Source organism: Azospirillum sp. TSH58, assembly GCF_003119115.1.
Taxonomy (GTDB): Bacteria; Pseudomonadota; Alphaproteobacteria; order Azospirillales; family Azospirillaceae; genus Azospirillum.
Window position 1 is genome coordinate 1,289,056 of the sequence record NZ_CP022367.1, and the last position, 26,989, is coordinate 1,316,044.

At 70.0% G+C, this 26,989-nt stretch carries 25 protein-coding genes and 1 tRNA gene; 8 read left to right on the plus strand and 18 right to left on the minus strand.

The genetic code is table 11. The features are described 5' to 3' along the window. Positions 1-16 precede the first annotated feature (16 nt). Together TSH58p_RS27295 and TSH58p_RS27300 are read right to left on the minus strand one after the other, a co-directional pair. Positions 17-589, minus strand: coding sequence for a glycine zipper 2TM domain-containing protein (locus TSH58p_RS27295; protein WP_109070386.1), 573 nt, complete (start codon positions 587-589; stop codon positions 17-19). Between the two features lie 136 nt (positions 590-725). Continuing rightward, a complete protein-coding gene (locus TSH58p_RS27300; RefSeq protein ID WP_247874067.1) occupies positions 726-1,589 on the minus strand; it encodes a LysR substrate-binding domain-containing protein in 864 nt (287 codons plus the stop codon). Positions 1,590-1,705: 116 nt separating this feature from the next. Here TSH58p_RS27300 and TSH58p_RS27305 point away from each other — a divergent pair, with 116 nt between their 5' ends. Both TSH58p_RS27305 and TSH58p_RS27310 read left to right on the plus strand, forming a co-directional pair. Then, positions 1,706-2,605, plus strand: a complete 900-nt coding sequence (locus TSH58p_RS27305; RefSeq protein WP_109070384.1) for a DMT family transporter — start codon at positions 1,706-1,708, stop codon at positions 2,603-2,605. 197 nt (positions 2,606-2,802) lie between these two features. Next, on the plus strand, positions 2,803-4,443 hold the full coding sequence (locus tag TSH58p_RS27310; RefSeq protein ID WP_247874066.1) for a Na/Pi cotransporter family protein: 1,641 nt from the start codon (positions 2,803-2,805) through the stop codon (positions 4,441-4,443). An 18-nt stretch (positions 4,444-4,461) separates the two neighbouring features. Here TSH58p_RS27310 and TSH58p_RS27315 read toward each other — a convergent pair whose 3' ends face one another. The 8 genes from TSH58p_RS27315 to TSH58p_RS27350 form a co-directional block, all read right to left on the minus strand. After that, positions 4,462-5,394 carry an NAD-dependent epimerase/dehydratase family protein gene (locus TSH58p_RS27315; RefSeq protein WP_109070382.1) on the minus strand — a complete coding sequence of 311 codons (933 nt, stop codon included), beginning with the start codon at positions 5,392-5,394 and terminating at the stop codon, positions 4,462-4,464. A gap of 353 nt (positions 5,395-5,747) precedes the next feature. Beyond that, positions 5,748-6,143 (minus strand): response regulator, encoded by a 396-nt coding sequence (locus TSH58p_RS27320; protein ID WP_247874065.1) that lies wholly within the window; start codon positions 6,141-6,143, stop codon positions 5,748-5,750. Beyond that, positions 6,121-8,163 carry an MASE3 domain-containing protein gene (locus TSH58p_RS27325; RefSeq protein WP_109070380.1) on the minus strand — a complete coding sequence of 681 codons (2,043 nt, stop codon included), beginning with the start codon at positions 8,161-8,163 and terminating at the stop codon, positions 6,121-6,123. The genes TSH58p_RS27320 and TSH58p_RS27325 overlap by 23 nt, the downstream gene beginning before the upstream one ends. 217 nt (positions 8,164-8,380) lie before the next feature. Then, the gene (locus TSH58p_RS27330) at positions 8,381-8,767 is read right to left on the minus strand and encodes a ribbon-helix-helix domain-containing protein (protein ID WP_109070379.1); all 387 of its coding nucleotides are present in this window, start codon (positions 8,765-8,767) and stop codon (positions 8,381-8,383) included. Positions 8,768-8,872: 105 nt separating this feature from the next. Next, positions 8,873-9,583, minus strand: a complete 711-nt coding sequence (locus TSH58p_RS27335; protein WP_109070378.1) for a Crp/Fnr family transcriptional regulator — start codon at positions 9,581-9,583, stop codon at positions 8,873-8,875. A gap of 56 nt (positions 9,584-9,639) precedes the next feature. After that, positions 9,640-10,407: a TfuA-like protein gene (locus tag TSH58p_RS27340; RefSeq protein ID WP_109070377.1), complete on the minus strand. Its 768-nt coding sequence runs from the start codon at positions 10,405-10,407 to the stop codon at positions 9,640-9,642. 40 nt (positions 10,408-10,447) lie between these two features. Then, positions 10,448-11,710: a YcaO-like family protein gene (locus tag TSH58p_RS27345; protein ID WP_109070376.1), complete on the minus strand. Its 1,263-nt coding sequence runs from the start codon at positions 11,708-11,710 to the stop codon at positions 10,448-10,450. A 179-nt stretch (positions 11,711-11,889) separates the two neighbouring features. Continuing rightward, positions 11,890-12,084 (minus strand): hypothetical protein, encoded by a 195-nt coding sequence (locus TSH58p_RS27350; protein WP_109469573.1) that lies wholly within the window; start codon positions 12,082-12,084, stop codon positions 11,890-11,892. A gap of 231 nt (positions 12,085-12,315) precedes the next feature. Between TSH58p_RS27350 and TSH58p_RS27355 the strand changes: the two genes are divergently transcribed. Next, on the plus strand, positions 12,316-12,624 hold the full coding sequence (locus TSH58p_RS27355; protein ID WP_109469574.1) for a ribbon-helix-helix domain-containing protein: 309 nt from the start codon (positions 12,316-12,318) through the stop codon (positions 12,622-12,624). A 24-nt stretch (positions 12,625-12,648) separates the two neighbouring features. Here the strand turns inward: TSH58p_RS27355 and TSH58p_RS27360 are convergent, their stop codons facing one another. After that, entirely contained in the window at positions 12,649-15,732 is a 3,084-nt protein-coding gene (locus TSH58p_RS27360; protein ID WP_158282674.1) for an adenylate/guanylate cyclase domain-containing protein, read from the minus strand. Positions 15,733-16,083: 351 nt separating this feature from the next. Between TSH58p_RS27360 and TSH58p_RS27365 the strand changes: the two genes are divergently transcribed. Next, a tRNA-Gly gene (locus tag TSH58p_RS27365) sits at positions 16,084-16,158 on the plus strand. Positions 16,159-16,289: 131 nt separating this feature from the next. Here TSH58p_RS27365 and TSH58p_RS27370 read toward each other — a convergent pair. Together TSH58p_RS27370 and TSH58p_RS27375 are read right to left on the minus strand one after the other, a co-directional pair. Next, on the minus strand, positions 16,290-17,297 hold the full coding sequence (locus tag TSH58p_RS27370; protein ID WP_109469576.1) for an inorganic phosphate transporter: 1,008 nt from the start codon (positions 17,295-17,297) through the stop codon (positions 16,290-16,292). Between the two features lie 4 nt (positions 17,298-17,301). Continuing rightward, positions 17,302-17,955: a DUF47 domain-containing protein gene (locus TSH58p_RS27375; RefSeq protein ID WP_109469577.1), complete on the minus strand. Its 654-nt coding sequence runs from the start codon at positions 17,953-17,955 to the stop codon at positions 17,302-17,304. A gap of 237 nt (positions 17,956-18,192) precedes the next feature. Here TSH58p_RS27375 and TSH58p_RS27380 point away from each other — a divergent pair, with 237 nt between their 5' ends. From TSH58p_RS27380 to TSH58p_RS27390, 3 genes are all read left to right on the plus strand, one after another. Next, positions 18,193-19,257 carry a hypothetical protein gene (locus TSH58p_RS27380; protein WP_247895549.1) on the plus strand — a complete coding sequence of 355 codons (1,065 nt, stop codon included), beginning with the start codon at positions 18,193-18,195 and terminating at the stop codon, positions 19,255-19,257. 72 nt (positions 19,258-19,329) lie between these two features. Then, positions 19,330-19,827 carry a ribonuclease E activity regulator RraA gene (gene rraA, locus TSH58p_RS27385; RefSeq protein ID WP_109469578.1) on the plus strand — a complete coding sequence of 166 codons (498 nt, stop codon included), beginning with the start codon at positions 19,330-19,332 and terminating at the stop codon, positions 19,825-19,827. Between the two features lie 71 nt (positions 19,828-19,898). Then, the gene (locus TSH58p_RS27390; protein WP_109469579.1) at positions 19,899-20,429 is read left to right on the plus strand and encodes an AAA family ATPase; all 531 of its coding nucleotides are present in this window, start codon (positions 19,899-19,901) and stop codon (positions 20,427-20,429) included. 7 nt (positions 20,430-20,436) lie between these two features. On the opposite strand, the gene TSH58p_RS27395 is transcribed toward TSH58p_RS27390, so the two are convergent. The 4 genes from TSH58p_RS27395 to TSH58p_RS27410 form a co-directional block, all read right to left on the minus strand. Continuing rightward, positions 20,437-20,727, minus strand: coding sequence for a hypothetical protein (locus tag TSH58p_RS27395; RefSeq protein ID WP_109469580.1), 291 nt, complete (start codon positions 20,725-20,727; stop codon positions 20,437-20,439). A 121-nt stretch (positions 20,728-20,848) separates the two neighbouring features. Further along, a complete protein-coding gene (locus TSH58p_RS27400; protein WP_247874329.1) occupies positions 20,849-21,250 on the minus strand; it encodes a DUF2023 family protein in 402 nt (133 codons plus the stop codon). Further along, entirely contained in the window at positions 21,229-21,711 is a 483-nt protein-coding gene (gene fldA, locus TSH58p_RS27405) for a flavodoxin FldA (protein WP_109469581.1), read from the minus strand. The genes TSH58p_RS27400 and fldA overlap by 22 nt, the downstream gene beginning before the upstream one ends. A gap of 183 nt (positions 21,712-21,894) precedes the next feature. Continuing rightward, the gene (locus TSH58p_RS27410) at positions 21,895-23,100 is read right to left on the minus strand and encodes an MFS transporter (RefSeq protein ID WP_109469582.1); all 1,206 of its coding nucleotides are present in this window, start codon (positions 23,098-23,100) and stop codon (positions 21,895-21,897) included. Between the two features lie 140 nt (positions 23,101-23,240). Here TSH58p_RS27410 and TSH58p_RS27415 point away from each other — a divergent pair, with 140 nt between their 5' ends. Further along, positions 23,241-24,041 (plus strand): helix-turn-helix domain-containing protein, encoded by an 801-nt coding sequence (locus TSH58p_RS27415; protein WP_109469583.1) that lies wholly within the window; start codon positions 23,241-23,243, stop codon positions 24,039-24,041. A gap of 161 nt (positions 24,042-24,202) precedes the next feature. Here TSH58p_RS27415 and acnB read toward each other — a convergent pair whose 3' ends face one another. Next, the gene (gene acnB / locus TSH58p_RS27420) at positions 24,203-26,788 is read right to left on the minus strand and encodes a bifunctional aconitate hydratase 2/2-methylisocitrate dehydratase (RefSeq protein WP_109469584.1); all 2,586 of its coding nucleotides are present in this window, start codon (positions 26,786-26,788) and stop codon (positions 24,203-24,205) included. Between the last annotated feature and the right edge of the window lie 201 nt (positions 26,789-26,989).

Below are 26,989 nucleotides of genomic sequence, written 5' to 3' on the forward strand. Positions count from 1 at the left end.
TTTGGCATCTAGGGGCTTAGCAGCCGCCGCCGCGCGTCATCGCGCCGCCCAGCATGGCGCCGCCCAGCGTGCCGGCGGCGGTGGCCGCCAGCTTGCCGTCGCCACGCCCGAACTGCGAACCGACCAGCCCGCCGACGGCAGCCCCGCCCAGCACGCCGATCAGGTCGCCGTCGAGCGGCCCGCATTCCACCACCTGCGGCGCCGCGCGGACCACGCGCGGGCGCTGCTGGACGATCACCGGCGGCGGCTCCTCGATGTAGACGGGGGCCGGGGCGTAATGCACGACCGGCGGCTCCTCATAGACCACCACCGGCGGGGGCCGGCGGACGATCACCACGCGCCCGTCGCCATAGCCGCCGTCGATGTAGCCGTGATCGTAATAGCGGGCCCGCTCGTGACGGTCGCGTTCGTGGTGCTCACGGTGATGGCGCTCGCGCTCATGATGGCGTTCCTGCTTGGCGCGCCAGCCATGGGCCGGCGCCCAATCGGGCGGATCGGCGAGGGCCGGGGACATCCCCGCGCCCAAGGCCGCCACACCGGCCAGCAGCGCGATGGCGAGGGATTTGGGGGCGAAGCGGATGTGCGTCATGATGGCTCCAGGATGCGTCTCACCCGAATGAACATCCGGGGTCGGAGTCTTCATCCATCCGGCAAGCGCGGGGCGCGTGACCTTTTTGGGGTGCGCGAAAGGGGTAGCCCGCCCGTCGCCCCGCCGCACCGGCCCCTCACGCCCACACCGGCTCGGGAAGGCTCTCCGTCAGCAGCGCGGTGACCATCTCCACCCCCGCGCCGCGCGCCGCGCCTCCGGTCAGCAGCGCCAGTTCCGTCTCGGGCAGCGCCGGCAGGCCGTCGGCCACGCCCAGGAAGCGGGCGCCCGTCGGCAGGGCGCTGTGGGGGAGCACGCTGACGCCCAGCCCGCCGGACACCGCGGCCCGCACCCCGGCGTGGTTGGGGCTGGAATAGGCCACCCGCCAGCGCCGCCCCGCGCGCTCCAACTCGTGCACCGCGCGGTTGCGGTAGACGCAGCCCTGCGGGAACAGCACCAGCGGCAGCGGGTCCTCGCGGTGCAGGTCCTCCGCCGCCGGACCGACCCAGCAGAGCGGCTCCCGCCATGCGCGCAGCGCGCCGGGGCGGCCGGGCTCCTGCTTGACCAGGGCGATGTCGAGGTCGCCGCACTCCACGTCGGCGCGCAGCCGCACCGACAGGTCGCAGCGCACGTCCAGCCGCAGCCGCCGGTTCGCCCGCGCGAAGTCGGCGAGCAGGCGGGGGAGCCGCTCCACCGCGTAATCCTCCGGAACGCCCAGCCGCACCACCTCCGCCGCCGGTCGTCCGGACAGCACGGCGTTCGCCTCGTCGTTCAGCGCCAGCAGCCGGCGGGCGTAGCCGAGCAGCCGCTCCCCATCGTCGGTCAGCGCGACGGCGCGGCTGTTGCGGTCGAGGAGCGGCAGGCCGACCTGCTCCTCCAGCCGGCGGATCTGCTGGCTGACCGTCGATTGCGTCTTGTGCACCCGCTCCCCGGCCCGCGTGAAGCCGCCGGCGTCCACCACCGACACGAAGGTGCGCAGCAGGCCCAGATCCATCTCGCGCATTGGACCGACCATTCAGATTTCGAATGCAATGGATGATATCATCCAATTTCCAAATGAAAAGGGTCCGCGCCATCCTCTCTCCAACGTGCATCCTTCCGCATGGGAGAGGACCGGCCATGACTCACGCCGCCACACACCCCTTAGCCCTGACCGCCCCGCGGGCGGCGCCGCTCGCCCTGGTCGTGCCCTTCTGCCTGGCCTGGAGTTCGGCCTTCGCCGCTGGGAAGATCGGGCTGGCCGACTGCCCGCCGCTGCTGCTGCTGGCCTTCCGCTTCCTGATCGCCGGGGCGCTGCTGGCCGCCGTCGCGGCGTGGCGGGGCGAGTACCGGGGAATGGCCGGGCGGACGCTCGGCCTGCTGGCTCTGCTCGGCCTGCTCAACCACGCGCTCTATCTGGGGCTGAGCTACAGCGGCATGACCCACGTGTCCTCCGGCCTGACGGCGCTGATCGTCAGCGCCAACCCGGTGCTGACCGCGGCGCTGGCCGCCCTGCTGCTGGGCGAGGCGATGACCCGGCGCAAGGCGGTGGGGCTGGCGCTGGGCGTGGCCGGGGTGGCGCTGGTGGTGCGCGGGCGGCTGGGCAGCGGGGCGGACGCGCCGCTGGGCATCGCGCTGGCGGTCGGCGCGCTGGTGGCGCTGTCGGCGGGGACGCTGCTGTTCAAGCGGCTGGCGCCGCGGACGGGGCTGCTCGCCGGCACCGGGGTGCAGGTGCTGGCGGCGGGGCTGGCGCTGCTGCCCCTCGGGCTGCTGCTGGAGGACGCCGGGTCGATCCGGCTGACCGCCAGCCTCGCCGGGTCGCTGGTCTATCAGGCGCTGGTGGTGTCGATCGGCGGCTACCTGCTGTGGTTCCGCCTGCTGCAGCGGACGAGCGCCACGGAGGCCAGCGCCTATCACTTCCTGATGCCGCCCTTGGGCATGCTGTTCGGCTGGGCGCTGCTGGGCGAAACGGTGCAGCCCTGGGACCTGCTGGGCATCCTGCCGGTGGCGCTGGGCATTTGGCTGGTGACGCGGGGGTGAGCCGGGCGTGCGGAGGCGGTGCGCTGGCAAAAAGGGATACGCCTTTCGCGGGGGATCAGGTTGCGCCCTGCGATTGTTACGTTTTCATGACTCGCCCCGCTCCATCGTCCTGTTGTTGAGGCCCACACGCCGGGAGGCCCACCATCTCGACCATCGCCGTCTCGCCCACCCTGGTCCTGATCGACATCCTCGGCGCCGTGGCGCTGCTGCTGTGGGCGCTGCGGCTGGTGCGGACGGGCGTCTTCCGGTGGGGCGGGGCGGCGGTCCGCCGCTGGGTCGGCTACGGCACGCGCAACCGGCTGGCCGCCTTCCTGGCCGGCGTCGCCGCCACCATCGCGGTGCAGAGCAGCACGGCGACCGCGCTGATGACCGCCTCGATGGCCGGGCAGGGTTTCATGACGACGTCCATGGCACTGGCGGTGATGCTGGGCGCCGACGTCGGGACCAGCCTCGTCGCCCGGCTGCTCGCCATCGATCTGCACTGGCTGTCGCCCAGCCTGCTGCTGCTCGGCGGGGCGCTGCACGCGCTGGGCGGCGAGCATCGCGGGCGGCGGGCGCTGGCCCGCATCCTGGTCGGCATCGGGCTGATGCTGTTGGCCCTGAAGCTGCTCGGCGCGGCCACCCTGCCGGTCCGGGAATCGGCGCTGGTCCAGGCGATGCTGGAGGCGCTGGGCGGCGAGCCGCTGTTCGCCCTGATCGTCGCGGCGGCGCTGACCGCGGCGGTGCATTCCAGCCTCGCCACGGTGATGCTGGCGGGATCCCTGGCCGGTGCCGGGGTGATCGGGACCGAGACGGCGGTGGCGCTGGTCCTGGGCGCCAATCTCGGCGGCGCCATCCCGGCGGTGCTGGCCACATCGGCGGACGGGGCGGCGGCGCGGCGGGTGCCGCTGGGCAACCTGCTGGTCCGGGTGACCGGGTCGCTTCTCGCCCTGCCGCTGGTGCCGATGGCGGCGTCGTTCCTGGCCGGGATGGCCCCGCTGACGGCGGTGGTCAGCGCGCATGTCGCCTTCAACGCGGCGCTGGCCCTGCTCTTCCTGCCGCTGGTGACGCCGCTCGCCCGGCTGACCGAAGGGCTGCTGCCCCAGCCGGAGGACGCGGGCGAGGACGCGGCGACGCCGCGGCATCTCGACGAGTCGGCGCTGGAGACCCCCTCCGTCGCCATCGCGGGCGCGGTGCGCGAGACCTTGCGGCTGGGCGATCTGGTGGAGGACATGCTGTGCCGCAGCCTGACCGCCCTGCGCCAGAACGACGAGCGCCCCATCGCCGAGGTCAGCCGCGCCGACGACCGGGTGGACCGGCTGCACACCGCCCTCAAGCTCTATCTCGCCAAGCTCGGGCGCCGTCATCTCGACGCCGAGAAGACCCGGCGGGTCGACGACCTGATGGCCTTCGCCATCAACCTGGAGCACATCGGCGACATCATCGACAAGAGCCTGATGGAACTCGCCGCCAAGCGCATCCGCCACCATCTGCACTTCGCCCCGGAGGATTTCCGGGAGGTGGAGGAGCTGCACCGCCGCACGGTGGAGAACCTGCGCACGGCGCTCGGCATCCTGATCGGGGAGGACCGGCGGCTGGCCCGGCAGCTCATCGCCGGCAAGGACGCGGTGCGGGCGCTGGAGCGCACCGCCACCGCCCGCCATCTCGACCGCGTCCGCCGCGGCGACGCCGCCAGCATCGAGACCAGCGCCCTGGTGCTGGACATCCTGCGCGACCTGAAGCGCATCAACGCCCATGTCGCCGCGGTCGCCCTGCCGATCCTCGATCAGGTGGGGGAACTCAGCGAAAGCCGCCTGAAGGTGGTCGGACTGCCCCGTCTGGAGAGCCGGGACGTCTAGGGGAGGGGGAGAGCGGCGTTACCGCGGCATCTCCCCGGTCAGGGTGGCGCTCAGCCCCTGCAGCAGGCCGAACCGGCAGCCCTCGCCGAAGGTGGCGCGCAGCCGCGCCGGGTCGCCGATGGACACCCGGATGTCGCCCGCCCGCGCCGGCTGGTGCAAGCGGCGCACCCGGCTGGCGCACAGCTCCTGCAACACCTCCAGCAGCATCAGAAGCGAGGTCGGGCGGCCGGTGCACAGGTTGAAGACCTCCGCCCCCCGGGACTGGCGCTCCATCGCCTTCACGAGGAAGCGCACGACGTCGCCGACGAACACGAAATCCCGGACCTGCTCGCCGTCGCCGAAGATCGTCACGTCCTCGCCCTGCGCCACCCGGCGGGCGAAGATCGAGATCACCCCGGAATAGGGGGAGGACGGGTCCTGCCGCGGCCCGTAGACGTTGAAGAAGCGGAAGCCCGTCGTCGGCACCCCGTGGATGGCCCAGGCGACGTTGGCGTGCAGCTCGCAGCCCAGCTTGTCCACGCCGTAGGCGGAGAGCGGGCGCGTCGCGGCGTCCTCGCGCAGCGGGGTGGCCGTGTTGTCGCCATAGACCGCGGCGGAGGAGGCGTAGACCACCGGCACCGGGTTGCCGTTGCGGGCGCTGCGGGCCGCCTCGAAGACGGTCACGGTCCCCGACAGGTTGGTGCGGTGGGTTTCGGCCCACAATTCGCGCGAGCGCTGGACGGAGGCGACGGCGGCCAGATGGAACACGCCGTCCACCCCCTGCATCGCCTGATGGACCGCGTCCGGGTCGGCGACGTCGCCGACCACCAGCTTCGCCAGCAGCGGTTTGTTCTCCAGCCGGCCGGTGCTCATGTCGTCCAGGATGGTGACCCGGTGCCCGTCGCCGATCAGCCGGTCGGCCAGATGCGATCCGATGAATCCGCAGCCGCCGGTCACGAGATAATGGGCCATGCGCCGTCCTTTCCACCATCGCCATGCATGGTTCCATAGTGGCGAGGGGGGGCGGAGCGGACCAGACCATCTTAGGGGTAGCGAAGGGCGCAAGGGGCGCGCCGATCCTGGCCGTTCGGGGTGGCGCATCCCGAATCGGCGGCGTTTCAGGGGCCTTTCCCGGCACCCCCGCGGCAAGCAGGCGGGACCGAGGGTTCAACAGCCTTATCCACCATCTTATGCACCATTTTGTGGATAACTTCGGTCAAGGGGACCGATGGCCGCCGGGGCGCCCCCGAGGTGCCGTCAGGGTGCGGTCGTGTGTTTGGAGCAACAGCGGGAAGACCCGGTCCCGCTCTCAGCCGGTCCCGCTCTCAGCCGGCCGCGGAGTCATCCGCCGCGGACAGCAGGCGGGCCACGGCCTTGCGCAGCTCCTCGTTCAGGAAGGGCTTGTAGAGCACGGCGTCCGCCGCGAACATCTCGGCCATCTTCAAGGCGTAGCCCGCGGGAAGATTCGGCGCTCCGCCCGACATGGCGAGCACCTGCGCGCCGGGGTTGCGGGTGCGCGCGGCCTTGATGACCTCCACCCCGTCGGCCTCGGGCATCAGCACGTCGGTGACGATCAGGTCGAAGACCGCGCCGCTGTCCAGCAGGGTGATGGCGACGCGGCCGTTTTCCGCCTCCACGACCTCGTGGCCCGCCTGCTCGATCACTTCGGTGACCGCCAGCCGCACGGCGGCCGAATCCTCAACGACCAGCACCTTCGCCATGAACCAGCATCCCATGTGTCGTTTGGCCCGGACCGCCGGGCGGGGCGGTGGGCAGGTCGATGATGAAGGACGTCCCTCGTCCGGGGGCGCTTTCGACCAGAATGTCGCCACCCCCGTTCCTTACGATACCATACACGACCGAAAGCCCAAGCCCCGTCCCCTTGCCCACCGGCTTGGTGGTGAAGAAGGGATCGAACACGCGCTGGCGGGTCGCCTCGTCCATTCCGGTGCCGGTGTCGGTCACGGTCAGCCGTACATAGTCGCCTTCGCCGAGCTGGCGGCGGGACGCGTCCCGCTCCTTCAGGCTCAGGGAACGGGCGCCGATGGTCAGGGTTCCGCCCTGCGGCATGGCATCGCGGGCGTTCTGGATCAGGTTCAGGAGGACCTGGGTCAGTTCGGTCGCGGTGATCGTCACCGCGTTCAGCCCGGATTCCAGCTGCGTCCGCGTCCCGATGGACACCGGCATCGAGGCGGCGGCGAGTTCCAGGGCCGAATGCACGGCCTCCTCCAGGTTGCCCGGCGGCGACTCGGCCACCTCGACGCGGGCGAACTGGAGGACGTCGCGCATGATCGTGCGGGCCTTCACCCCGCTGTCGTGGATGGCGTTCAGGTAGGTCTGGAGCTTGCGGTCCTCCCCGGCGCGGCCGCGCGCCAGATCGGACAGGCTGATGACCGGTTGCAGCAGGTTGTTGATCTCGTGGGCAAGGCCGCCGACGAGGCTGCCGAGCGCCGCCATGGTCTGCTTCTGCCGCGCCGCCTCCGCCGACTGGCGCCGCGCGCTGATGTCGCTGGTCGTGCCGCGGTAGCCGAGGAAGGTGCCGTCGCCGTCATAGCGCGGCGTGCCGCTGACCATCACCCAGCGCGCGGACCCTCCCGGCGCGGCCAGAGGGAAGGAGAGGCGGCGGAAGGGCTCCCGGCGGTGCAGGGCCTCGATCAGGGCGGGGAAATCCTCCTCGGGACGGTTGCGGTCCAGGAGGTCGGCGTGGGTGAATCCCAAAAGCTCCGTCCCGCCGCGCCCGGTGGATTCCTGGGCCCGCGGCGACAGGGCGGTGAAGCGCCCGCGCTCGTCGGTTTCCCAGAACCAGTCGTTGGAGCATTCCAGAAGCGCCCGCCACCGCGCCTCGCTCTCGCGCAACTCGGCGGTGCGGGTGGCGATCAGCGACTCCAGCCCGCTCAGATGGTCGCGCAGGGCCTCCTCGCTGCGGCGCATCCGGTAGAAGGCGAGGTCGTAGGGGTTTCGCAGGGCGGTGACGATGATCGCCCGGTAGAGCAGGTAGAAGGACAGGATCTTGATGAAATGCCCCAGCGCGTTGACCGCCCCATGGGGCTGGTCGTAAAGCGTGAAGATCAACTCCTGCGGGGCCAGCAGGGCGATGCCGCCGAAGGTCAGGCCGAACACCCTCGGCTCGAACTGCCGGCGCCTGAGGCACAGCAGCAGGCAGGCGACGACCGCCGCGGCGCTGAAGGTGTATTCGGCCCCGATCTTGAAGGGCGTCAGCCCGACGTCCGGAACGAAGCTGTCCGGCATGATGCCGAAGGTGAAGATCGACAGCAGGGCGCAGGCGACGGCGGCGGCCTGGATCAGCAGCACGTCGCCGGTGCGCAGCCGTGTCTCGGTGAGCAGCGGGGCGGCCAGGAAGACCGCGGCCTGAAGGCCGCGCGCGGCGATCCAGAGCTGGGTGGATTGGTTGGCGCCGGCCTCGCCGATGACGTTCATGCCGGGGAAGGTGATGGCGTGCAGCAGGTCGAGCAGCGCGATGCCCGGCATGGACAGGCCGACGAAGGCGAGGAAGGGCGACTGGTTCGTGTCGCGCGTGTTCCAGGCGATCGTGAAGATCGTCATGGAGATGGCGACGGCGAACATCTCCACGCAGAGATGGAACAGCAAATAGTTGTGATGAGCCAGCATGGCCAGTGTCGCCATGAGGGTCAGCAGGGCGGCAAGGCCGGACAGGAAGCTGCGGTCCCGGAGCCAGCGGGTAATGGTCGGTCTGATGGCGGACGGCTGGGTCCCGCTCATGAACGGTCGGCTCCGCGGTGGACGGGGGAAGCGGCCCACGGACGGCCCGGTCAATCGACCGTGCGATGCCGCTGGACCGATCAACACACCAAATCCCGTCGGGGTGCAAGCCGGACGTTGCGCCTCTTCAGCGGACGCGGCAATTCCTCACAGGAGAACGACGGCCACCGCCCTGTCTTCGGGACAGGCGCGGTTCAGCGGGAACACCGCCAGGAAATCAGCCTTCCTTGGCGGGCTGGGCCGGAGGGAGGTCGAAGGGCGTGCTGACGAAGGGGTCGCCGCGGCCATGGCCGGCGCGGTCGTGACCTTTCTCGGTCGCCGCCTTGCGGTAATAGCCGACGATGAACACGCGGACGGCGTTGGCCAGCGACACGGCGTTGCCGCGCGACCGGCGGGATTGCGAGTCGAGGCGGTCCTTCAGGTCGCTGCACAACTCGTCCACGGTCAGGTCTTCCCGGTGGCAGATGTCGTCCAGCGCTTCCCAGTAGGACGGCTCCAACCGGAGTTGCGTCGGGTTTCCGAACAGCTTGACGGTGCGTGCCACCAGCGGGATGGCGTTCAGCGGCGATGGCGTGTTGGACGCCTGTGAATCCTGACCCGACATAGCCCTGTATTCCTTGACTGTCAGCCGTGTTTCCTGTCGTGCAGCCAATATAGCGTGATTGAAAAAATTTGCGACGATAAAACTCGGCGGAGGTGCTGGATGGCCTTATGGCACGTCACCCGACTCTCCCGCCATGTCCTTAAGCATGTATAGATTGGTGATGACGATAAAACCTTTGTTATAGGTAATCGCACCGGCATTGCGCAATGCACGCAGGCTTTTGTTCACCATCTCGCGCGTGACACCCAGCATGGATGCCAGCGCCTCCTGGGATACCGGCTGGTTGATGCGCAGCCCGGCGGGCGTCTTCTGCCCGTAGGTGTCCGCCAGGAGCAGGATACGCCGGGCCAGCCGGCGCGGCACGTCGTGGAAAACCGCATCCTCGATGTTTTCCGACACCCAGCGCAGCCGCTCGCACAGCACGCCCATCATGCGGATGCACAGCGAGGGGTGCCGCTCCAGGAAGGAGATGAACTCCGGACGGTCGATGCGGAACAGCTCCGCCGGGCGCAGCGCGGTGGCTCCGGCGGTGCGGTCCTTGCCGTCGATCAGCGCGATTTCCCCCAGCACGTCGCCGGGGTTCAGGATGTTGAGCAGCATCGTCTTGCCGTCCTCCGACGAGGTCGAAACGGCGATCTGCCCCTTCATGATGGCGTACAGGCAATCGCCGGGATCGCCCTTGCTGAAGACGGTCTGGTTCTCGTGGAACCGCGACACCCGGCCCAGCGCCACCAGCTCCTGCATCCGGGCGTCGTCGAGAACGCCCAACATTCGGTTGCGCCGCAGGATGCCGGCGACGTCCTTCAGTAAGGCCATGGCGCTCGCGGTCCCGGTTGAGTTCCGTCGGACCGTTGATGGCACCCGGCGGACGATCAGTCCAGCGGATTCCCCGTCTGGCGATGCGCCCCGTCGCGCAGGGCGCGGTCCCACAGGGCGGTGTGCTCGAAATGGAAGCGCGCCTCGGGCGCGGGGGCGCCGTCGACCGCCCAGCGGCGCATGGTCCGGAGCAGGTCCAGCGCGTCCTCCCGCTTCTGGTCGCACCGTCCGTTGGGCAGCCAGTGGCGGAAATCGGCGAGTTCCTCGTCCGGCAGCCCCTCGGCGGCGGCGAGGCGGAGCAGCCGGCCATAGCCGCGCTCGCGGTAGGGCAGGGCCTTGGCGATGGCCTCCAGCCGCCGCGCCGTGGCGGCGGGGACGACGCCCTCCTGCGCGGCGTCGGCCAGCGTGCGGCGGATGTTCACCATGGCCTCGGACAGGCTGGGATAGCCAAGCTCGGCCGGGCCGTGGATCACCGCCACCTCGTCGTCATCCTCCAGCCGCCCGTCGCGGAAGGCCTCGAAGACGGCGCCGACACCGATCATGCCGAAGGGATGCAGTTCCGCGGCGCGCAGGGCGCCCATGCTGGACGCCCCGAACACCGCCACACCCTGGTGGATGGCGTGCAGGATCTCCTTGTGCCAGACGGACGGGATGTTCTCGAAGTAGCCGTCCACGATGCCGATCGCCCGCGGCTTGCGCGCGCACAGCCGGATGATGTCGCCCTGGGCGACCGGCGGCAGATAGGTGGCGTCGAGACGCCGGGCCGCTTCGCCGCGGGGCAGGGTGGGGCCGAGAAAGACGTAAAGGCCGTCCGGCGTCTGCATGGGAGTCTCCGCCTGCGCTCTCATTATACAGTGTCCGGTCTCAGAGGCCGGCGACGGCGCGCGCCCGCGCGCCCATCAGATAGTCCGGGGAGGAGTCGAGCCCCTCCAGGCCGGGAATGACCAGACGGACCACGGCGATGCCGAACTCCGGCTTGGTCAGGTCCACCGCCACGGCCTCCTCGATGCCGGCGGCGCGCAGCCGGTCGAGTTGGCCGGCCACGTCCTCTTCGATGGTGCGCCCGGCGAGGCTGGGGATGGCGGCGGCGTCGCGGCGCCCGGTGCCTCCGGTGATCAGCGCCTTCCAGCGCGCGTGCTGCGCCGGGTCGAGGTGGCGTTCGTATTCGGAGCGGGGCATGTCGTCGCGCGCCCCGGCGATGAAGGTCAGCCGGCTCTGCGCCGCCTCGGTCAGGGCGCGGGACAGCGCGACCTCGGGCGCGGCGTGGCAGCCCATGCCCATGGCCGGGCGGATGCTGTGCTGGGGGGCGTCGTCCCGCGTCACGATGCGGCAGAGGATGGCCGGCAGGCCGATGTCGCTGGTGATGTCCCACAGACCGACCGCGACGCCCGCGTCGTCGAACCGGTCGAGCAGCGAGCGGCACACCGGATCGGCGACGCTGGCCGGATCGATGCGGGTGGCGGCCTGGGCGTCCGGGGAGGCGAGGCGCCACAGGGTGGCGGCGTCGCGCTCGACCAGTTCGGTCATGGCGTGCGCGGTCGCCTCGGCGCGGCTGTTGCCCGAGGCCAGCCCGTTCGATCCGGCGAGGAAGCAGCCGGACCCCGGCGGCATCGGCAGCGTGAAGTTCAGATGCACCGTCTCGAAGGGCACCCATTTCCGCCCGCCGCCCAGCAGGTCGTCGCCCTCGATCCACAGCATCGGGGTGTGGGGGGTGAAGGCGCTGGTCGACAGCCGCGGCAGGCGGGTCACGTCCACCACCCGGTGGGTCCAGCGCAGCTCGTCGTAGCTGGCGTATTTCAGGGGCAGGGTGATGCGTTCGGCGTGGTAGCTCTCGATCGATTCCATGACGCCCGACGCCTTGGCGGCGGCCAGCGTCACGCCCTTGCCCTGGGCGACGGAGATGGAGCGGGAATTCGGCCGGGTCACCATCACGACCGGGATGCCGACGCTGTCCAGCCCCGTGACGTTCGCCACCCGCGTGATGCCCATGACGGGAAGGAAGGGGGCGACGCGCGCCAGCGTCTGGTCCGGCGTGGCGATCCGGTGGGTTCCGGTGGTGTGGACCTTCAGCGGCTGGTCGGACATGGCCGGATCCCGGGCGAGGCCGCGGACGAAATCGAGGGGCATGGGGGAAGACCTCCGCCGTGGAACGCCCGTGGTGAGCCGGATTGGATGTCGGCGAAGGACGCCGGTGAAGGACGGGGGAGCGGGCGGGGACCGTGGCAGGCCGGCCAGGAAAACGCCGGCCGCCACGGCCCGAGGAGAACAGGCCCGGATGGCGGGCCTCGGCGGGTGCGCCCCGCCGGTCAGAGGCCCGGGGTGATCGCGTGGCGGGCGGCCTCGTGGTCGTCGCTGCTGAAGGAACGGCGGTCGCCGATGCGGGCGGCGGCGGTCAGCGTGGCGGCCTGCTCGGCAACCTCGGTCACACCCTGGGCGGTCACGGCGAAGAGACGGCCGTCGGCACCACGGATGAGGGCGGACTGGTCGATGATGGCGGTCATGGGAACAGCTCCTGGGCGTGGGTTTCGAGGAACCGCGAATACTGCGGTATGTCGAAACCTTGGCCGCTCTGACCCGTCCGGACTGTGAAGAACTTCACATGCCGGACGCCCCGGCGCCGGGTAAAAATCGCCTACACGCGCACACACGCATGTTTAGTCCCGGAAAAACTCCGGTGACCCGGGAAAAATTCGCCAAGCCGAGAACCGGCCAGCCGAGACAGGAGCGTACCGATGAAATTGGACCGCCGCATTCCCCGCAGCCTCGACGAGATGGCCGACCTCAGCTCGCTCGCGGCTCCGCCCGCCGTGGTGACGCGCTCGCTGACGATCGGGGGGCGCCGCGCCAGCCTGCGGCTGGAGGCGACGATCTGGGACGGGCTGAAGGACATCGCCAAGTCCCAGGGCAAGTCGCTGGAGGCGCTGTGCGCCGACATCCACGACAGCCGGACGGAGGGCATTCCCTTCGCCACCAGCGTCCGGGTCTATGTGCTGAACCATTTCCGCCGCACCGCCGCGGGCGCCACCACGCTGGTGGCCTGAGGCTCCGCGGGGGCGCTTGCCGGATCAGATCACCGGGCCTGACGCGGCGAGGCAGCGGCGGAAGGTCCGGCAGCGGTCGGCGAGCGGCATCATGGACAGCTGGCGGCTCATCGTCTCGGCAGCCGCCAGATGCTCCATGGCCTCGCGATGCTGGCCGATGGCGGTGAAGGCCTGGGCCAGGGCGAAGTGCGACCAGCCCTGCTCGGACAGCTGGCCGGCGTCCGTCGCGATGCCCAGCGCCTTGGCGGCGCAGCCGATCGCGGTGTCGTGCTGGGCCGTCTCCAGGGCCAGGTCGGACATCCAGTTCAGAATGCGCGGCCTGGGCAGCGAGTGGTTCAGGATGTGCGCCTGTTCCAGGCTGGCGTTGAGCAGGCGCGCGCCCTCCGTCGCACCGCCGGTGCGGGCGATGGCGTAGCCCAGCGCGCCCAGCGTGATCGGCTGGAAGATGTGCAGGCGCGTCGCCTCGGTGATCGTCACGGCGTCCTTCAGCAGGGGCAGCGCCTCGGTGAAGCGCTCGCCGATGATGTGGACCAGCGCCAGATGGACCTTCACCGACGACACGGAGAAGGCGTGCCCGACCTCTTCCGCGATGTCGAGCGCGTGGAGCATCACCCGGACGGCCTCGTCGTCGCGCCCCAGCTCGGCGAGGCAGCGGCCCTGGTAGGCGGCGGTGATGGCGACCGCCACCGCGGTCAGGCCGAAGCGCGCGCGCGGGGCGTGGGCCAGCGCCAGGCTGCGCGCCTGCTCCAGCTTCTCCTGGGCTTCCGGGAAATGGCCCTTGTCCACGAGCATGCCGCCCAGCCGCATCAGCCCCTGGATGCGCAGCTCCATCGTCCCCTGGTTGCCCAGATGGTCGAGCGCGCTGCGGCTGAGCGCGATCGCCCCGTCGAGCACGCCATAGACCCACTGGAAGGACGCCTTGAGCGAGGTCGCGCGGGCGTAGCGGATGCGGTCGTCGATGCCCAGCGCCATGTCCCGCGCCTCTTCCAGCGGGTCGCCGGCCAGCTGGCGCCCCTGCGGCAGCAGGACGAGGGGAATGCCGATCCACAGGTCGATCCGCCGCTGGGTGTTGCGGCGGGTGTCCGGCAGATGGTCCAGCGCCTTCAGCGCCTGCTCATAGAAGCGCCCGGCGTCGAAATGCTTGCAGCGCATCTCCGCCCGCCGCCCGGCCCGGCGGCCGTAGGCGCAGGCGAGCGGCCAATCCTCGGCGTAGAAGGCGTGATGGGCGATCAGCTCCGCCCGGTTGGGCAGGTTGCGGTCGGACCGCCGCCGCAGGGCGTGCAGGACCCGCCCGTGCAGCGGCTGGCGCTCCCGCTTGGTCAGGGTGGCGTAGGCGACCTCCTGGACCAGCGCGTGGCGGAAGGTCAGCTCCAGGTTCGGCAGCAGGCGGGAGCGCGCGAAGAAGCCGCTCTGCTCCAGCCGGGCCAGGGCGGCCGGCAGGTCGGCGGCGGGGATCGGCGACACCGCGCGCAGCAGGCCGAGATCGACCGAGGTGCCGATCACCGCCGCGTGCATCAGCACCCGCCGCGGTCCGGGCTCCAGCGCGTCGATCCGCGAGGCGAGCAGGCCGTGCACCGTGGCCGGAAGGGCCATCCGGGCGTCGGTCTTGCCCAGGCTGTAGCGGCCCGGACTGCCGACGATGACCCCGGTGGTCTCCAGGGTGCGCAGCGATTCCTCCAGATAGAGCGGCACGCCCTGGCTTTGCGTCGCGACGCGCGCCTTCAGGTCGGCCAGCGACGGGCTGTGACCCAGCCAATGGTCCAGGAACTCGTCGGCCTGCAGCGGCTCCAGCGGTTCGAGCGCGATGGCGTGGGCGGCGTCCGGCACGGTCCAGCCGCCCGGCGTGTCCGGCCGCGAGGTGACCAGAACGAAGACGCGGGCGTCCTCCACCCCTTCGGCCAGGGCGTCCAGCAGCCGGTTGGTCAATCCGCGCGTCCAGTGCGCGTCCTCGACGAGGATCAGCAGCGGGCGCTCCACGGACAGCTCGCGGATCGCCGCGACCAGCCCTTCGACGCTGAAGTCGGCCTTCTGCGCCGGGTCGAGGCCCTGCCACAGCGGGTGGACGGAGGGTTGGCCGAGCAGCTCCCGCATCGCCTCGCCGGCCAGCTCGCCGCCGTTGCGCGCCGCGGCGGCGGTCAGGCGCGCGACCGCCAAGCCATCCGATGCCCGACCATCCGATGCCGGGCCATCCGCCGTTCCGCACACTGATAAGGCGAGGCAACGGGCCGCCGCCTCCAGGTCGTCGGGGTCGCCCAGGCGGCGGATCGGGAACTGCGGCCAGATGGTGGTTGTGAAGGCCGCGGCCTCCGGGCTGCGCATCAGCTCTCCGGTCAGCCGGGACTTGCCGATGCCGGCCTCGCCGATCAGGACGGCGCAGACGCCGCGGCCCCGCTCGGCCTGCCGCAGCGCGCCGGTCAGCATCGCCAATTCCGGTTTGCGCCCGACGAACAGAGTGCCTTCGGCGGACAGCAGGTCCATCGCCGTGCGCCGCATCGCCCGCGCCGCCTCCAGGGCGAAGGCGGTCACCGGTTCCGCGGTGGCGGACAGGCGCAGCGTCCCCGCCGGGCGGACGGTCAGGCCCTTGGGCACGAGGTCCAGCGTCTCGCGGCTCAGCAGAACGCTGTTGGGCTGCGCCCGCTGCTGCAGCTTGGCGGCGACATGCACGGTCTCGCCCACCGTGCGGTAGTCGGTCCAGACGCCCGTCTCGATGATCTGGGCCACCACCTCGCCGGAGCTGATGCCGATCCGCATCTTGAACTCGTCGGAATCGATGGCCGAGCGGGCGATGTCCTGCGCGGCGAGACAGGCGCGCAACGCGTGGTCCTCCAGCGCGGAGGGGGCGCCGAACACCGCCATGATGCCGTCGCCCAGCACCTGGGCCACCGTGCCGCCGTAGCGTTCCACCGCGTCGGTCAGGACCTGGAGGATGGTGAGGAGGGTCTGGTCGGCCTCCTCCGGGTCGCGGCCCGACACCATGCTGGAGGATTCGACGATGTCGGCGAACAGGACGGTGACGACCTTGCGTTCCGCGCCGTTGCGCCGGGCGGCGGCGCCATCCTGCGATTCGGCGTTGCGCGCGGAGTCGGGCGCGGAGTCGGGCACCGGCATGGGCCGGCCTGACACCTCCCGAGGCGCCGCCATGGGCATCGGTCGCGGTCCGCCCAAATCCATGTCCGTTCCGGCCATCGAAGCCCCCCTGCGGAGCGTCATCGGCATGTTAGAGGAAACACGTGCAAATGCGCAGACATTCAAAACAACGGATTGGCAATTTTGTTCTGAACGAGGCAGCCTAACATATGTTGGTATGCTTTCTCATGCAATCCGCAAGCGGCGGCCCGTCCCGCCCTGCATTCACGCCGTGCCGGGGCGCCCGCGGCGCACGGATTGGTGTCGCGTGAAAAAATGGGCTTGCCTTGGCCGTCGCCGGGGCGTATACGGGCGCTCCTCCGCTGGAGCGGCGCGGGCGTAGCTCAGGGGTAGAGCACAACCTTGCCAAGGTTGGGGTCGAGGGTTCGAATCCCTTCGCCCGCTCCAACATACAGTGCGGATGGTACGAAAAAGGGCGGCCTCGGGCCGCCCTTTTCGCGTTCAGCGTTCTGTCGCCGGGCCGGAACCCGGCGGCGGGCCTTTCCGGCCCGCCGTGCCGCGCTCCGCCGCCGCCGCTGTCACCACAGCGCCAGCGACAGCTCGTAGAAGAGCGCGCCGACGATGGCGGTCGCCGGCAGGGTGATGACCCAGGCCATGACGATGCCCTGCGCCAGACCCCAGCGCACCGCGCTGGTGCGGCGGGCGGCGCCGACGCCGATGATCGCCCCGGTGATGGTGTGGGTTGTGCTGACCGGCACGCCGAGCCACGTCGCGACGAACAGCGTGATGGCGCCGCCCGTCTCCGCGCAGGAGCCCTGGACCGGCTTCAGGTCGGTCAGCTTCGACCCCATGGTCTTGACGATGCGCCAGCCGCCGAACAGCGTGCCCAGCCCCATCGCGGCCTGACAGGTGATCACCACCCAGAAGGGCACGTGGAAGGTTTCCCCCAACAGGCCCTGGGAATAGAGCAGGACGGCGATGATGCCCATGGTCTTCTGCGCGTCGTTGCCGCCGTGGCCCAGGCTGTAGAGCGCGGCGGAGCCGATCTGGATGTGGCGGAACAGCCGGTCGACCGCGAAGGGCGTGGAGCGCCGGAACAACCAGGACACCGCCACGATCATCACGCTGGCCAGCAGGAAGCCGACCACCGGCGAGACGACGATGGCCGCGGCGGTCTTCGCCAGGCCGGACACCACCACGGCGTCCAGCCCGGCCTTCGCCACGCCGGCCCCGACGAGGCCGCCGATCAGCGCGTGGGAGGAGCTGGAGGGAATGCCCAGCCACCAGGTGAAGACGTTCCAGACGATGGCGCCCATCAGCGCGCCGAAGATGACGTGCGGGTCCACCACCCCCGCCCCGACGATGCCGGTGCCGATGGTGGTCGCCACATGCAGCCCGAAGAACAGGAAGGCGATGAAGTTGAAGAAGGCGGCCATCGCGACGGCGGTCCGCGGCGACAGCACGCGGGTGGAGACGACCGTCGCGATGGAGTTGGCCGCGTCGTGCAGCCCGTTGAGGAAATCGAAGAGGAGGGCGACGCCGATCAGCCCGATGAGGATGGGCAGGGCGAGGGTAGCGGCTTCCATGGGATCAGACCTGTTCGACGATGATGCCGTCGATGGTGTCGGCCACGTCCTCGCAGGCATCGAGCACGCGTTCCAGCAGCTCGATGATCTCGCGTTGAAGGGCGTGGCGATGGGTGATGGGGGCGTCGAGCCCGCCGCTCTCGTCGCGCAGCCGGTGATTGGCCTCGCGCAGGAGCCGGTCGCCTTCGCTCTCGATCCGCGACACCTCGGCGGTCATCGCGTGGAGTTGCTCGACGTGTTTGGGGATGTCGCGGAGCAGGGGGATGCCCGCGCTCAGCCGGGCGGTGCAGCGCACGATGGCGTCGGCCTGGGCGTGCATTTCCGGCGTGTAGTCGTTGAAGCCCGCCTCCACGAGGTGACGCGCGGTCTCCTCGATGAGGTTGAGCACGTCGTCCATCCGCTTGCCGAGTTCCTGGATGTCCGAACGGTCGAAGGGCACGATGAAGGTGCGGTGGACGGCGAGTTGGATGTCCTTCTCGATGGCGTCGGCCTCGCTCTCGACCCGGCGGATGGTTTGGAACCGCTCCTCCAGGTCCTGGCCGCTGGCCATCATCGCCCGCAGCGCCTCGGCGCCCGTTGCGACGGTCCGGGCGTGGTCGGCGAACAGGTCGAAAAACCGTTCTTCGCGCGGCATCAGGGCCCGGAACAAATTCAGCATGCGTGGTTCTCCAACTTACGCCGGCCTGCAGTGCTGGGGACCCCGCACGGACGCGCGCGAGCCTCAGCGTCGCGGCTGGTGTAACATCCCCGGCGCCCGTGGGGAGTCACAAAAGTGTCATGCCGGGCCGGCTTGCGGCGAGATTTCACGGGGGTGCCCGGCGGAAAGACCGGTGATTTGGCGCGGCGGGCCGCTTATCCTGCCGCCCACGGATCGGCAGGGGGAGGCGGGTGGCGCGTGGCAGGGGAAAGACAGATCGGCCTGGAAACACGGATCGGCCTGGAAACACAGATCGGGTTAACGGCGGCCATCGTTTCGGTGAGGGTTTCCTCGGCGAACGGCGCCGAGCCGCGCGTGGTGACCGTGCGCAGCGGTTTCGAGATCCCCGAATCGCACCGCCGCGGCGACGAGCCGCCGCCCCACCGCGACGCCCTGCCGGGCGCGCCCTTCGATCCCGAACGCTTCCGCACCCTTCAGGACGGCCTGCGGGCGGTGGCGGAGGACGCGGCCGGGCTGACCCTGCGTTATGTGGAGCAGCTCTACAGCTTCGGCGACCGCTACCGCGACCCGCACGAGCTGTTCGGCGGCCCGCGCTCCCTGGTGGTCGGCTATCTGGCGCTGCTGCGCGAGGCGCCGCTGCGCATCGACGGGGCGGAGTGGCGCGGCCTGTACGAGTTCTTTCCCTGGGAGGACTGGCGCGAATCGCCGCCGGCGCTGCTCGATTCGGTGATCCGCCCGGCGCTGGCCCGCTGGATCGCCGCGGCGCCGGACGACCCCGCCCGCGCCCGCCGCGGCGAGCGCGCCCGCATGGCCTTCGCCCTGGACGGCGGGGAGTGGGATTCCGAACGGGTGCTGGAGCGCTACGAGTTGCTCTACGAGGCCGGGCTGGTCGTGGAGGCGTTCCGCGACCACGATCTGGCCCGCCGCGCGGGGGTGGAGGAGCGGACGGTGCGGCTGGAGATGCCCCGCGCGCTGGGCCGCCCGATGGCGCGCGACGGCCGCCGCGTCCTGGCGACGGCGCTGGAGCGGCTGCGCGGCAAGCTGAAATACCGCCCCATCGTGTTCGAGCTGCTGCCCCCGACCTTCACCCTGCACCAGCTTCAGCAGGTGGTTGAGGCGCTGTCCGGCGAGCGGCTGCACAAGCAGAATTTCCGGCGCCTGATGATCTCCGGCGGACTGGTGGAGCCGACCGGCCAGTATGAGAGCCAGACCGGCGGGCGCCCCGCCGAACTGTACCGCTTCCGCCGCAGCGCCATCCTTGAGCGCACCAGCACGGGGGCCATCGCCGCCCCGGAGGATTGACCATCCCTGAATTGGGGGTATCCTGCCACCAAAGCCAAGGCCACCAAAGCCAAAGAAGGGGAGCGAAAGCGCATGACCGACTTCGACAGCACCTGCGACCTCTACGACCGGTTCGAGAAGACTGCCCGCGTCGCCGACCCCGTCTTCCACGATTTCGGCCAACGTCGCAAATTCAGCGGCGCCGCGGTGACCGTGAAGTGCTTCGAGGACAATTCCCGCGTCAAGGAGACGCTGGGCACGCCGGGGCAAGGCAAGGTGCTGGTGGTCGACGGCGGCGGCGGCGTGCGCGCGGCCCTGATGGGCGACCTGATCGCCAAGGACGCGGTGAAGAACGGCTGGGAGGGCGTGGTCATCCACGGCTGCGTCCGCGACGCCGCGGTGCTCGCCACGCTGGACCTGGGCATCAAGGCGCTGGCGGCGATCCCGCGCAAGACCGTCCGCAACGGCGAGGGGCAGAGGGACCTGCCGGTGACGCTGGCCGGCATCCGGATCAATCCCGGCGATCTGGTCTTCGCCGACGAGGACGGGGTGCTGGTGCTGACTCCCGAGGAGTTCGGCGCGACCGCGTGACGGGCGTTGAACGGGACGCAACCTCGGCCATGGAGACCGGCCGTGAGGCCCAGCCATGAGGAGTGTGGCGCATGCTGATCGTCTTCGGCGGGCTACCTGGAACCGGCAAGACGACGATTGGCCGTGCGTTGGCGCGACGGCTTGGCGCGTTTCATCTGCGGATCGACACGATCGAACAGGCGATTCGCGCAGCCGGCGGCGCCGACGACCCGGTCGGCCCACAAGGCTATCTGGTCGCCTACGCCCTGGCCGGCGACAATCTCGGGCTTGGCGCCACCGTCGTCGCGGATTCGGTCAATCCTATCCGGGTCACGCGCGAGGCATGGCGCGCCACGGCGCTTCGGGCCGGCGTGCCGTTGGTCGAGGTGGAGATCGTGTGCTCGGACCCGGCCGAGCACCGGCACCGGGTCGAAACCCGTCACAGCGACATCGCCGGGCACCGTCCGCCCTCCTGGGCGGCGGTGGTGGGCCGGACCTACGAGCCTTGGGACGAGGCGGACGCCGTCGTCGATACGGCGGGCCGCGACGTCGACGCCTGCGTCGCGGCGATACTGGCGGTTTTGCCGACCCGTCCGCTCCATGGGAGCGGGCGCCGGCCGTGAGGTGGGATCAGCCCGCCACCTTCTCCCAGCCCATCTTCTGGTACCGGTATTCCAGGATCGTTGGCGCCGCGCAGGCGTAGCCGACCCAGACGCCCAGCGTCATCAGGGCACCGACCGGCCACAGCGGGATGGAGATGAGGATGAGCGCCGCGTGGATCGCGGCGTGCAGCCACTCGGCCTTTTTCGCGAAATAGACGGGACCGAGCAGAAAGGCCCAGAGGATCTCGCGGTTGGTCACCGCCTCCCGCTGGCCGTTCGTGGGATTCTCGAACACCATCCCGGACGGAGCCGCCGCCATCCCTGCCTCCCTTTGGTTGTTTGATTCTATTTGGGGAGGCAGTCTGGACGACGGCGGCCCGGCCTGTCGAGGTCGAAACGGCCTTTTTCCGGATGGTGGAGACGGCGCCCTGACGGATGGATCAGGTCGCCGCTCCGCTCCGCCCGGCCTGCGCCATGGCCAGGAAGCGCCGGCACTGCTGTTCGCGGTCGTAGCCGAGCAGCGTGCCGAGGATGAAATCCTCCTCCGGCGTCAGCTGGTTCAAGGGCTTGCGCACCACGCTGCGCACCATCGCGACGCAGGCCGGGTTGCCGAAGAAGACGTTGACCTTGGCTTCGGTCACCGTCTGGACGTGGTAGTCGACGAAGCGTTCGGCCAGCTTGCGGGTCACCGCGTCGGCGTCCCGCGTGCTGAGCGTCATCATGACCATGGGCCGGACGCCCTTGCTGTACTCGTACAGATGGTGGCCGAGCAGGTGGACGGGCATGGCCAACCCGTTTTGGGCCAGCCCATCATCGGGCATCACGCCAGCTGGCTGATCCATGCGGTGATCCGTTTGTCGGTTTGGGAGGACTGGTTGTCCTGGTCGAGCGCCAGCCCGACGAACCGCCCGTCACGCTCGGCGGTGGAGCCCGAATGCTCGTAGCCGGCGGTGTCGGTGAAGCCGACGACGACCCCGCCCTGCGCCACCACCTGATCGTAGAGCGTGCCCATGGCGTCCACGAAGGACTCCGGATAGGTCACCTGATCGCCGGTGCCGAACAGGGCGACCTTCTTGCCGTTCAGGTTGGCCGCCTTCAGCGTGCCGAAATTGGCCTCCCAGTCGCATTGCAGGTCGCCCACCCCATAGGTCGGCGCTCCGAGGATCAGCAGGTCGCAATTCTCGAAATCCGCGGCGGAGGCGCGCGCGATATCGACGGTCTTTCCCTGAATCTTCTTCGCGATGCGCGAGGCGACCGCCTTGGTCGCGCCGCCGTCGGAGCCGTAGATGATCGTGACGTTCATGGTCTCTCTCTGGGCAATCCTGTGGGCCAATCGGATCAGGGCCGGCAACCAAAGGCGGGAACGTCCGGCCTGCATCGAATGATAATAAGAATGATTCGCATTTGCAATATGACCATGAAGCGTTTGTGGGAATTCTGCGAAGGGAGAGCCGCGCCGTCGGGGACGGCGCGGCGTGCCGGAGGGTCAGGGCGCCTTGTGCGGGGAGACATTGGGCAGAAGCGCGGCGAACAGGCCGAGCAGGGGCACGACCGAGCAGGCCTGGAAGACGAAGCCGATGCCCTGCCAGTCGGCCAGGACGCCGAGGCCGGCGGCGGCCACGCCGCCGATCCCGAAGGCCAGACCGAAGAACAGGCCGGACACCATGCCGACGCGGCCGGGCATCAGCTCCTGCGCGTAGACGATGATGGCGGGGAAGGCCGAGGCCAGCGCCAGCCCGATCACCGCGCTGAGCACGATCGTCGCCGTCAGCCCGACATGGGGCAGCAGCAGCGTGAAGGGCAGGATGCCAAGGATGGACACCCAGATGACTGTCTTGCGCCCGATCCGGTCGCCGACCGGCCCGCCGATGATCGTGCCCGTCGCGACCGCCGCCAGGAAGACGAACAGGCAGAGCTGCGCCGAATCCGGCGCCAGGGCGAAGCGCTCCATCAGGAAGAAGGTGTAGTAGCTGGTGAGGCTGGCCAGATAGACGTATTTGGACAGGATCAGCACCATCAGCACGGCCAGCGCCCGGTTCACCTGCCCGCTGGTCAGGCCGGGGTGACGGACCGCGGCGCCGCGGCGGACCGGGCGGGCGTGGTCGCTGCGGGCGTACCAGCGCCCGATGCCGGTCAGCAGGGCCATGCCGCCCAGGGCGGCCAGCGCGAACCAGGACAGGCTTTCCTGCCCGCGCGGCAGGATGATGTAGGCGGCCAGCAGCGGCCCCAGCGCCGACCCGGCGTTGCCGCCCACCTGGAACAGCGACTGCGCCAGCCCGTGCGCGCCGCCGGAGGCCAGACGGGCGATCCGCGACGCCTCCGGATGGAAGACCGAGGAGCCGAGGCCCAGCAGGGTCGCCCCGATCAGCAGCGCCGCGTAGTTCGGCGCGAAGGCCAGCGTGACCAGCCCGACCAGCGACGCCCCCATGCCGATGGTCAGGGAGTAGGGCGCCGGCCGCCGGTCGGTGGCGAGCCCGATGATCGGCTGAAGCAGCGAGGCGGTGATCTGGTAGATCAGGGTGAGCAGGCCGATCTGCGCGAAGCTGAGGTCGAATCCGCCCTTCAGGATCGGATAGATCGCTGGCAGCAGGGACTGGATCAGGTCGTTCAGCAGATGGCAGACGCTGATCGTCCCCAGGACGGGCAGGGCCGTCCCCCCGGCCTTGGGCCGGGACAGGGTGGTGTCGGTCACGAAAGGAAGCCTTTTCTGGCGCTTGGCCGGGTTTGGCGCTTGGCTGGCGGGCGGCGCGTTGCTTGGTGTGGAGCAACAGCCTATGGTGGGCGGCGGCGGCCTGCCACCGCGGTCAGGCCGATTTCTTACGAGACTGGGCCATGGTCCGGAACCTGCGCATCGACACGGTCGAGGAGTCGCCCAGCCCGCTCATCGCCCTGGGGCAGGACCATGCGGATGGCACCCGGCTGGCCGCCCACACGCACCGGCGCGGGCAGTTGCTGTCCGGGGCGACGGGGACGCTGGTGCTGTCCACCGCCCAGGGGCGCTGGGTGATGCCGCCCCATTGCGGGCTGTGGATTCCGCCGGGCGTCCCGCACGAGGTCCGCATGATCGGGATGGTCATGACGCGGAGCCTCTATCTCGCCCCCGCGCTGGCCGACACCATGCCGGGCCGTTGCGAGGTGGTGGCGCTGTCGCCCTTCTTCCGCAGCCTGATCGGGCGGGCGCTCGACGTGCCGGTGGACTACGACCCGCAGAGCCACGACGGCGCGGTGATGGCCCTGCTTCTGCACGAGATGCGGCGTCTGCCGGTGGAGCCGCTGTCGCTGCCCTTTCCCGCCCACGCCGCCCTGGCGGAGCGCTGCCGGCGGTTCCTCCAGGAGCCGACGATCCAGGCGACGATCGAGGCGTGGAGCGACGGTCTGGGCATGAGCCGCCGCAACTTCACCCGGCTGTTCCGGCGCGAGACGGGGCTGAGCTTCGTGGAATGGCGCCAGCAGGCCTGTCTGGTCTCCGCCCTGCCGCGGCTGGTCGCCGGGGTTCCGGTGACGACGGTCGCGCTGGACCTCGGCTACGACAACCCGGCGGCCTTCACGACGATGTTCAAACGGACGCTGGGGGCTTCGCCGCGCGCTTATCTGGCGAAGGCTGGAACTCATGGTCCGGAGCGTTCGGACTGAGGCTCTCTGTGTCTCTGTGGTTCAGATCCCGAGGCCGAAGATGAAAAGCCCCGCCGGAGCGATTCCGGCGGGGCTTTTCATCAACGCGGAAGTCCTCGCACCCGGCCCCCCTCCCGGCCTCCCCCCGCTTGTGCGGGGGGAAGGGGAAGAGGTGCGGGCGATCAGGCGGCGACCGTGTCGGCCACGTCCTGGAACTCCTTGATCTGGTCGAAGTTCATGTAGCGGTAGATGTCGCCGGCCTTCTGGTTGATGACGCTCACCTGCTCCAGATACTCGGCCGGGGTCGGCAGCTTGCCCAGCAGGGCGGCCACGGCCGACAGCTCGGCGGAGCCGAGATAGACGCGGGTGTCGATGCCCAGGCGGTTCGGGAAGTTGCGGGTGGAGGTCGAGATGGCCGTCGAGCCCTTGCGGATCTGCGCCTGGTTGCCCATGCAGAGCGAACAGCCGGGCATCTCCATGCGGGCACCCGACTTGCCGAGAACGCCGTAATAGCCTTCCTCGGTCAGGATCTGGGCGTCCATCTTGGTCGGCGGGGCGATCCACAGGCGGGTCGGGATGTCGGTCTTCCCGTCCAGGATCTTGCCGGCGGCGCGGAAGTGGCCGATGTTGGTCATGCAGGAGCCGATGAAGACCTCGTCGATCTTGTCGCCGGCAACCTCCGACAGCAGCTTCACGTCGTCCGGATCGTTCGGGCAGGCGACGATCGGCTCCTTGATGTCGGCCAGATCGATCTCGATCACCGCGGCGTACTCGGCGTCGGCGTCCGGCTCCAGCAGGCTCGGGTTGGCGATCCAGTCCTCCATCGCCTTGATGCGGCGGCCGAGCGTCCGGGCGTCCTCGTACCCGTTGGCGATCATCCACTTCATCAGGGTGATGTTGGAGCGCATGTACTCGATGATCGGCTCCTTGTTGAGCCGGACGGTGCAGGCGGCGGCGGACCGCTCGGCCGAGGCGTCGGACAGCTCGAACGCCTGCTCCACCTTCAGCTCGGGCAGACCCTCGATCTCCAGGATGCGGCCGGAGAAGATGTTCTTCTTGCCCTTCTTCTCCACCGTCAGCAGGCCCTGGCGGATGGCGTAGAGCGGGATCGCGTTGACGAGGTCACGCAGCGTGACGCCCGGCTGCAGCGAGCCCTTGAAGCGGACCAGCACCGATTCCGGCATGTCCAGCGGCATGACGCCGGTGGCCGCGGCGAAGGCGACGAGGCCCGAGCCGGCGGGGAAGCTGATGCCGATGGGGAAGCGGGTGTGGCTGTCGCCGCCGGTGCCGACGGTGTCGGGCATCAGCAGGCGGTTCAGCCAGGAGTGGATCACGCCGTCGCCCGGACGCAGGGCGACGCCGCCGCGGGTCGAGATGAAGGTCGGCAGCTCGCGGTGGGTCTTGACGTCCACCAGCTTCGGATAGGCCGCGGTGTGGCAGAAGGACTGCATGACCAGATCGGCGGAGAAGCCGAGGCAGGCCAGATCCTTCAGCTCGTCGCGGGTCATCGGGCCGGTGGTGTCCTGCGAGCCGACCGTGGTCATCTTCGGCTCGCAATAGGTGCCCGGACGCACGCCCTGGCCTTCCGGCAGGCCGACCGCGCGGCCGACCATCTTCTGGGCGAGCGTGAAGCCCTTGCCGCTGTCCACCGGGGAGGACGGCAGGCGGAACAGGGTCGACGGGGCGAGGCCCAGCGCCTCACGCGCACGGGCGGTCAGGCCGCGGCCGATGATCAGCGGGATGCGGCCGCCGGCGCGCACCTCGTCGAAGATCACGTCGGACTTGACGGTGAACTCGGCGATCACCGCGCCGTTCTTCAGCGCCTTGCCTTCATACGGGCGCAGCTCGACCGTGTCGCCCGTCTCCATCTGCGAGACGTCGAGTTCGATCGGCAGGGCGCCGGCGTCTTCCATCGTGTTGTAGAAGATCGGGGCGATCTTGGAGCCCAGGCAGACGCCGCCGAAGCGCTTGTTCGGGACGTAGGGGATGTCCTCGCCCGTCCACCACAGCACGGAGTTGGTGGCCGACTTGCGCGAGGAGCCGGTGCCGACCACGTCGCCGACATAGGCGACGAGGTTGCCCTTGGCCTTCAGATCCTCAAGCTGCTTGATCGGGCCGCGGACGCCGGCTTCCTCCGGCACGATGCCGGGGCGCGGGTTCTTCAGCATGGCCAGGGCGTGCAGCGGGATGTCCGGGCGCGACCAGGCGTCCGGGGCCGGGGACAGGTCGTCGGTGTTGGTCTCGCCCGACACCTTGAAGATGGTCAGCGTCAGGCTGGCCGGGACCTCGGGGCGCGAGGTGAACCACTCGGCGTCGGCCCAGGATTGGATCACCGCCTTGGCGTTGGCGTTGCCCTTGTCGGCCAGTTCCTTGACGTCGTGGAAGTAGTCGAACATCAGCAGCGTGGTCTTCAGGCCGGCCGCGGCGGCCTCGCCGCACTCGGCGTCGCCCAGCAGGTCGATCAGCGGCTTGATGTTGAAGCCGCCGAGCATGGTGCCCAGCAGCTCCGTCGCCTTGACCTTGGAGATCAGCGGCGAGGTTTCGTTGCCCTTGGCGAGCGAGGCCAGGAAGGCGGCCTTGACCTTGGCGGCGTCGTCGACGCCCGCCGGGACGCGGTGCGTGATGAGATCGACCAGGACGGCTTCCTCGCCCTGCGGCGGGTTCAGGAGAAGGTCGACCAGCTCCTCGGTCTGCTTGGCCGAAAGCGGCAGCGGGGGAATTCCGAGCGCGGCACGCTCAGCGACATGCTGGCGGTAAGCTTCAAGCACGGTGCGGTCCTCTCATCCAAGGTTGCTCAACAGTCGTCCGATTCCCCGACCCGGGGGCGCGCTCGCGGACCCGGCTTTTTTGCCCTTGCGGCGTCTTCCCACGCCGCCGGTCCTTCCATTCCGGAAGGAACTTCCGCGGAACGGAGATGTCTTACGTCGCCGCCTTGGGAGTCGTCAAGTCAACGCTCCGCCTGCGACACG